Source organism: Streptomyces luteosporeus, from assembly GCF_039532865.1.
GTDB lineage: Bacteria > Actinomycetota > Actinomycetes > Streptomycetales > Streptomycetaceae > Streptomyces > Streptomyces luteosporeus.
Map to the genome: position 1 here is coordinate 117,782 of NZ_BAAASL010000021.1, position 6,905 is coordinate 124,686.

The 6,905-nt window shown below is 74.0% G+C and carries 8 protein-coding genes; 3 read left to right on the forward strand and 5 right to left on the reverse strand.

All coding sequences use genetic code 11. The features are described 5' to 3' along the window. Positions 1–42: 42 nt before the first annotated feature. Both ABD361_RS24735 and ABD361_RS24740 read left to right on the forward strand, forming a co-directional pair. Entirely contained in the window at positions 43–825 is a 783-nt protein-coding gene (locus tag ABD361_RS24735; RefSeq protein WP_344438084.1) for a hypothetical protein, read from the forward strand. A gap of 176 nt (positions 826–1,001) precedes the next feature. Continuing rightward, a complete protein-coding gene (locus ABD361_RS24740) occupies positions 1,002–1,325 on the forward strand; it encodes a hypothetical protein (RefSeq protein ID WP_344438086.1) in 324 nt (107 codons plus the stop codon). 129 nt (positions 1,326–1,454) lie between these two features. Here ABD361_RS24740 and der read toward each other — a convergent pair whose 3' ends face one another. The 4 genes from der to ABD361_RS24760 all read right to left on the reverse strand — a co-directional run bounded on the left by der (position 1,455) and on the right by ABD361_RS24760 (position 5,502). Continuing rightward, positions 1,455–2,915, reverse strand: coding sequence for a ribosome biogenesis GTPase Der (der, locus tag ABD361_RS24745; protein WP_344438089.1), 1,461 nt, complete (start codon positions 2,913–2,915; stop codon positions 1,455–1,457). A 61-nt stretch (positions 2,916–2,976) separates the two neighbouring features. Continuing rightward, on the reverse strand, positions 2,977–3,564 hold the full coding sequence (locus ABD361_RS24750) for a lysophospholipid acyltransferase family protein (protein ID WP_344438112.1): 588 nt from the start codon (positions 3,562–3,564) through the stop codon (positions 2,977–2,979). A gap of 44 nt (positions 3,565–3,608) precedes the next feature. After that, positions 3,609–4,322, reverse strand: coding sequence for a (d)CMP kinase (cmk, locus tag ABD361_RS24755; RefSeq protein WP_344438091.1), 714 nt, complete (start codon positions 4,320–4,322; stop codon positions 3,609–3,611). A 94-nt stretch (positions 4,323–4,416) separates the two neighbouring features. Continuing rightward, positions 4,417–5,502, reverse strand: a complete 1,086-nt coding sequence (locus ABD361_RS24760; RefSeq protein WP_344438093.1) for a prephenate dehydrogenase — start codon at positions 5,500–5,502, stop codon at positions 4,417–4,419. A 31-nt stretch (positions 5,503–5,533) separates the two neighbouring features. On the opposite strand from ABD361_RS24760, the gene ABD361_RS24765 reads away from it, so the two are divergent. Continuing rightward, positions 5,534–5,896 (forward strand): DUF952 domain-containing protein, encoded by a 363-nt coding sequence (locus ABD361_RS24765; protein ID WP_344438095.1) that lies wholly within the window; start codon positions 5,534–5,536, stop codon positions 5,894–5,896. A gap of 92 nt (positions 5,897–5,988) precedes the next feature. On the opposite strand, the gene ABD361_RS24770 is transcribed toward ABD361_RS24765, so the two are convergent. Continuing rightward, positions 5,989–6,905: pseudouridine synthase (locus tag ABD361_RS24770; RefSeq protein ID WP_344438097.1), on the reverse strand; the 917-nt coding region annotated here is incomplete at its 5' end.

Below are 6,905 nucleotides of genomic sequence, written 5' to 3' on the forward strand. Positions count from 1 at the left end.
TCGTTACATCGGATTTTCGATACCCAAGTTCGAGGAGCACCTGTGCCGCGCATGCTCGAAGTCAGCGACGAGGTACGCGCCGAGATCGGCGACGAGGAAGCGGAGCGACTGCTGGGCGGCAACAACGCCCCGGACGTCTACGACTGCACCTCCTGCCGCACCCCCGGCAATTCGGATCACATGCCCACCAGCACCGTGCTCTTCGTGGGCGAGGAGACGGCAGTTCTGGCCTTCGCGCACGCCAGTTGCATCCCCTCGCAGGTGGTGCCCGTCTCCGAGGAGCAGTTGCAGGGCGCGGTCGCCTCCATCCAGGCCGGCAACGGCCCCGGCAGCGTCGAGGCCGAGATCCCCCTGCAGGCCGAACTCGGCGTGACCAGCGGCCTGGTGCTCATCGGCGGCGAGGTGCACCCGGCCCTGGTGGTCGAGCCCCTGACCCCCATCGCCCGCCCCGGCACCACCGGGCCGGTCGACGTCTTCCTGGACCTGCTCACCGAGCAGGGCTTCCAGCCGGTCACCGACGTCGAGCAGGTCCCGGCGCCGCTGCCGGGCTGGTCGGTGCTGCTGGCCATGGGCCGGCTGCACGCCGTGCTGCAGCCGCCGACGGCCGGCTCCGCGCCGCAGGCGTGGTGGCAGGCGCACCAGGCGATGCAGGTGGCCGACGAGTGGCGGGCGGCGGTCAACAAGACGGGCCGGGTGGTGGTCTTCGCCGCGCCCGTGGGCTCGATCGGCGCGCAGCCGCGGGAGGACCTGCTGCGCGAGGCCCTGGACCGGGCGGCGGCGGCCGGGCGCCTGGTGGGTGCGACGATGCCGCTCGCGGGCACATGAGCGGCGACCACCGGCCCGTGCCGTACGTGCCGCACCCCGCCGTGCCGTACCCCGCCGGTATGGTCCCGGCCGCCCATTCGCGTCCCGGACCGCATCCGTCGGCCCCCGGGGTCGTTGGCAGGGATGTGTACTCATACGAACCAGCCCGGTCCTCGTACCCGCACCCCATCCCCGGCATGCGGCCACCCCGCGACGCCTACGCGGAGAGCCACACCGCATCGGTGACCCCGATCTACGACGCCCTCTGCGCCGAGTACCGCCGTTCGTTCCGGGCGCTGCCCGGGGACCGTGCGGGCGAGGAGGAGCTGGCGTTCAAGGCCTTCGGCCCGAACCGGGGCGGGTACGGCCCCGCCGGCCAGCTCACCGGCCCGGCCGCGTACCACGGGCCGTCCGGCTACAACCCCGCCTGGGACTCGTACCACCACGGCCGGCCGCGCGCGGCCCTGCCGGCGCTGCCGCCGGGCGGCGGCCAGCGCGACGGCCGCCCCGGCGGCTACTAGCGCCTCGGGCGCACAACGGCCCCGGACCCGCGGGCGGGGTCCAGGGCCGTGGGGACGTTCTACGAAAACGCGCTGTGCTCACCCGGGGGATAACCCCCGGACCCCCAGCCGACCCGCAGTGCCCGCCGCCTACTTCTTGCGTCCGCGCTTCTCGCGCACCCGCACCGAGATGTGGATCGGCGTGCCCTCGAAGCCGAACTCCTCGCGCAGGCGGCGCTCGACGAAGCGGCGGTAGCCCGCCTCCAGGAAGCCGGAGGCGAAGAGCACGAAGCGCGGGGGCTTGGTGCCCGCCTGGGTGCCGAAGAGGATGCGGGGCTGCTTGCCGCCGCGGATCGGGTGCGGGTGGGCCGCGACGAGCTCGCCGAGGAAGGCGTTCAGGCGCCCGGTCGGCACCCGCGTCTCCCAGCCCGCCAGCGCCGTCTCGATCGCCGGGACGAGCTTCTCCATGTGCCGGCCCGTCTGCGCCGAGACGTTCACCCGCGGGGCCCAGGAGACCTGCTGCAGCTCGGTCTCGATCTCGCGCTCGAGGTAGTAGCGGCGCTCCTCGTCGAGGGTGTCCCACTTGTTGTAGGCGATGACCATGGCGCGGCCGGCCTCGACGGCCATGGTGATGATGCGCTGGTCCTGGACGGAGATGGTCTCGCTGGCGTCGATGAGGACGACGGCGACCTCCGCCTTCTCCACCGCGGCCGCGGTGCGCAGGGAGGCGTAGTAGTCGGCGCCCTCCTGCAGGTGGACGCGCTTGCGGATGCCGGCGGTGTCGACGAACTTCCAGGTCTTGCCGCCGAGCTCGATCAGCTCGTCGACCGGGTCGCGGGTGGTGCCGGCCAGCTCGTTGACGACGACGCGCTCCTCGCCCGCGACCTTGTTCAGCAGGGAGGACTTGCCGACGTTGGGGCGGCCGATCAGCGCGACGCGGCGGGGGCCGCCGATGGCGTTGCCGAAGGTCTGGGCCGGGGCCTCGGGCAGGGCCTTGAGGACCTCGTCGAGCATGTCGCCGGTGCCGCGGCCGTGCAGCGCGGAGACGGGCATGGGCTCGCCCAGGCCCAGCGACCACAGCATGGCGGCGTCCGCCTCGCCGGAGGGGCCGTCGACCTTGTTGGCGCACAGCACGACGGGCTTGCCGGCCCGGCGCAGCAGCTTGACCACGGCCTCGTCGGTGTCGGTGGCGCCGACGGTGGCGTCCACGACGAAGACGACCGCGTCGGCGGCCTCGATGGCGTACTCGGCCTGGGCGGCGACGGAGGCGTCGATGCCGAGGACGTCCTGCTCCCAGCCGCCGGTGTCGACGACCTTGAAGCGGCGGCCGGCCCACTCGGCCTCGTAGGTGACGCGGTCGCGGGTGACGCCGGGGCGGTCCTCGACGACGGCCTCGCGGCGGCCGATGATGCGGTTCACCAGGGTCGACTTGCCCACGTTGGGGCGGCCGACGACGGCGAGCACCGGCAGCGGGCCGTGGCCGGCCTCGCCGAGCGCGCCCTCGACCTCCTCGGCGTCGAAGCCCTCCTGCGCCGCGAGCTCCATGAACTCCGCGTACTCGGCGTCGCCAAGCTCACCGTGCTCGTCGCCGGTGTGGATCTGGTCGTCCATGAAGTCCGTTCCTCGTTCTTCTTCATCGGCGGACCCTTACGGCCCGCTACTCAAGTCTCGTTCAGCGGCCGGTGAGCCGCTTGGCGTCCGCCAGGTGGGCGGCGAGGCGCTGCTGGATGCGGACGGTCGCCTCGTCCAGCGCGCTGCGGGTGCGGCGGCCGGTGCCGTCGCCGGCCTCGAAGGGGTCGCCGAAGACCACGTCGACGCCGCTGCGCAGCGGCGGCAGCGCCGCTATGGCCCGGCCCCTGCGCTCGGCGCTGCCGAGGACCGCCACGGGCACGATCGGCGCCCCCGAGCGCAGCGCGAAGTACGCCAGGCCCCCGCGCAGGGCGGCGAAGTCGCCCTCGCCCCGGGTGCCCTCGGGGAAGATGCCCAGCACGCCGCCCTGCCCCAGGACCTCCAGGGCGCGGGTGACCGCGGTGCGGTCGGCGCCCGAGCGGTCCACCTCCAGCTGACCGATGGCGCGCAGGAAGGCGCCCAGGGGGCCGACGAAGGCCTCCTTCTTGATCAGGAAGTGCACCGGCCGGGGCGCGGTGCCCATCAGCATCGGCCCGTCGATGTTGTGGGAGTGGTTGACGGCCAGGATGCAGGGGCCCGCGGTGGGCACCCGCCAGGCGCCCAGCACGCGCGGCTTCCACAGCCCGTACATCAGGCCGATGCCGATCCGCCGCCCGACGGCGGCTCCCGTTTCGCTCACGCGGACCGCTTGTCCTCGACAAGGGTGACCACGCACTCGATGACCTGCTCGAGCGTGAGGTCGGTGGTGTCCACCTCGACGGCGTCGGCGGCCTTGGCCAGCGGGGAGGTCTTGCGGCCGGAGTCGGCGGCGTCCCGCTTGATCAGGGCGGCCTGCGTGGCGGCCAGGTCGGCGGCCTCCTTGCCCTTGAGCTCGCCGTTGCGGCGGGCCGCGCGGGCCTCGGGCGAGGCGGTGAGGAAGACCTTGAGGTCGGCGTCGGGCAGCACGGTGGTGCCGATGTCCCGGCCCTCGACGACGATGCCGTGCGGGGCCTCGGCGGCGATGGCGCGCTGCAGCTCGGTCAGCCGGGTGCGCACCTCCGGCACCGCGCTGACCGCGCTGACGGCGGCGGTGACGCGCTGGGTGCGGATGGGGCCGGCGGCGTCCTCGCCGTCGACGGTGATCGTCGGGGCGGACGGGTCCGTGCCGGAGACGATCACGGGCTTGCCCGCGGCCTGGGCCACGGCGGCGGCGTCGTCGACGTCGATGCCGTTGGCCAGCATCCACCAGGTGATCGCCCGGTACTGGGCGCCGGTGTCCAGGTAGCGCAGGCCCAGCTTGGCGGCCACGGCCCTGGAGGTGCTGGACTTGCCCGTGCCGGAGGGGCCGTCGATGCCGACGACGACAGCGGCCGGGGCGGTCCGGGCGGCGGTTTCCACGGTGTCGGACACCTTCCTCGTGCACGGGGTGGTCGATGGTGAGCCCTTCGGTGGGCTCACACAAGGTTACTGGCTCGCCGGACCACCCCGCGCAGCCGCTGCCGCGCTACTGCCGCACCGACCAGCCGCGGTCCCGCAGGGTGGCCGACAGCGGGGCCACCGCGCCGGGCTCGACCATCAGCTGGATCAGGCCCGACTGCTGGCCGGTGGCGTGCTCGATGCGGACGTCCTCGATGTTGATGCCCGCCCGGCCGGCGTCGGCGAAGATCCGTGCCAGCTCGCCCGGCTGGTCGCCGATGAGCACCGTGACGGTCTCGTACGTGGCCGGGGCCGCGCCGTGCTTGCCCGGCACCCGGGCCCGCCCGCTGTTGCCGCGCCGCAGCACGCCCTCGATACCGGCGGCGCCGTCCAGGCGCTTGTCCTCGTCGGCGGAGTCCAGGGCGCGCAGGGCCCGTACGGCCTCGTCCAGGTCGCCGGCGACGGCGGCCAGCACGTCGGCCACGGGGCCGGGGTTGGCGGAGAGGATGTCGACCCACATGCGCGGGTCGGAGGCGGCGATGCGGGTGACGTCCCGGATCCCCTGGCCGCACAGCCGCACCGCCGTCTCGTCGGCGTCCTCCAGCCGGGCGGCGACCAGGCTGGAGACCAGCTGCGGGGTGTGCGAGACCAGGGCGACGGCCCGGTCGTGGGCGTCCGCGTCCATCACCACGGGCACCGCGCGGCAGAAGGAGACGAGCTCCAGGGCGACGTTGAGGACCTCGGTGTCCGTGTCGTGGGTGGGCGTGAGCACCCACGGCCGGCCCTCGAAGAGGTCGGCGCTCGCGGCCATCGGCCCCGAGCGCTCCCGGCCCGCCATCGGATGGGTGCCCAGGTAACGGCTCAGGTCGCAGCCCAGGGCCGCCAGCTCCCGGCGCGGGCCGCCCTTGACGCTCGCGACGTCGAGGTAGGCGCGGGCCACCCCGTCGCCGATCGCCTCGGCCAGGGTCGCGGCGACGTGCGCCGGCGGCACGGCGACGATCGCGAGGTCCACCGGCCCCTCGGGCGCCTGGTCCGTACCGGCGCCGCGCGCGGCCGCCGTCCGGGCCTGGGCGGGGTCGTGGTCCCTCAGGTGCACGTGGACGCCCCGGGCGGCCAGGGCGAGGGCGGCGGAGGTGCCGATCAGTCCGGTTCCGATGACAAGCGCGGTTCTCACACGGCCCAGCCTAGTCGGGTAGAAACGAGCCATGATCTTTCACGTGGTCCCGCTGGACGACTGGCTGGCCGTGCCCGACCGCCCCTACTCCCCCGCCTCCCTGGCCGACGAGGGCTTCGTCCACTGCTCCCCGGACGAGGCGACCACGCTGGCCGTGGCGACGGCGTTCTACCGCGAGGTGCCGGGCCCGCTGATGGCCCTGCTCATCGACGAGCACAAGCTCGGCGTCCTCGTCCGCTGGGAGCCCGCCGCCCCCACCCCACCCCCCGGCGTCGCCCCCGGCACCCTCTTCCCCCACGTCTACGGCCGCATCGCCCGCGACGCGGTGGACGGGATGATGGAGATCCAGCGCGACGCGGAGGGCCGGGCGACGGGGCTGGCGGTGTGGTCGTGAAACGCCGGACGGGCTGCTAGGCAGCCCGTCCGGCGTTCGAGGACCCAGGGTGCGCCCGGGGCCACGCCCCGGGGCAGCGCCTGCCGGGCCTGCTACAGGTCGACCTCGCGCATCAGCATGCCGACCTCCGTGTTCGTCAGGCGGCGCAGCCAGCCCGACTTCTGGTCGCCCAGGGCGATGGGGCCGAAAGAGGTGCGGACCAGCTTCTCGACCGGGAAGCCCGCCTCCGCCAGCATGCGGCGGACGATGTGCTTGCGGCCCTCGTGGAGGGTGACCTCCACCAGGTAGTTCTTGCCGGTCTGCTGGATGACGCGGAAGTTGTCCGCGCGGGCGTAGCCGTCCTCCAGCTGGATGCCGCTCTTGAGCTGCTTGCCGATGTCGCGCGGCAGCGGGCCGGTGATGGCGGCCAGGTAGGTCTTCTGGACGCCGTAGCGCGGGTGGGTGAGGCGGTGGGCCAGCTCGCCGTGGTTGGTGAGCAGGATGATGCCCTCGGTCTCCGTGTCGAGGCGGCCGACGTGGAAGAGGCGGGTCTCGCGGTTGGTGACGTAGTCGCCGAGGCACTGGCGGCCGTCGGGGTCCTCCATGGTGGAGACGACGCCGGCGGGCTTGTTCAGGGCGAAGAAAAGATAGGACTGGGTGGCGACGGTCAGGCCGTCGACCTTGATCTCGTCCTTCTCCGGGTCGACGCGCAGGCCCTGCTCGGTGACGATCCGGCCGTTGACCTCGACGCGGGCCATCTCGATGAGCTCCTCGCAGGCGCGGCGCGAGCCCATGCCGGCGCGGGCCAGCACCTTCTGCAGGCGCTCGCCCTCCTGCTCGCCGAAGGTCTTGGGCGTCTTGACCTGCGGCTTGTTGTGCCGCTCCCGGTTGCGCTCCTCGATCTTGGCGTCGAGCTCGCGGGGGCGGGCCGGGGCGGAGCGCCGGTCGCGTCCGGGGGCGCCGGCCTCGGGGCTCCGGCGGGGGCCGCCCTTGGCGCCGCCGCGGGCCGCCGCGCCGCGGCCGCTCGTGG

What these genes read in the sequence shown, in the direction of transcription:
- der (WP_344438089.1), bottom strand. Translation starts at nt 2,915, where the DNA reads ATGGACGACCAGATCCACACCGGCGACGAGCACGGTGAGCTTGGCGAC.
- ABD361_RS24765 (WP_344438095.1), top strand. Translation starts at nt 5,534, where the DNA reads ATGATCTTTCACGTGGTCCCGCTGGACGACTGGCTGGCCGTGCCCGAC.
- ABD361_RS24750 (WP_344438112.1), bottom strand. Translation starts at nt 3,564, where the DNA reads ATGTACGGGCTGTGGAAGCCGCGCGTGCTGGGCGCCTGGCGGGTGCCC.
- ABD361_RS24740 (WP_344438086.1), top strand. Translation starts at nt 1,002, where the DNA reads ATGCGGCCACCCCGCGACGCCTACGCGGAGAGCCACACCGCATCGGTG.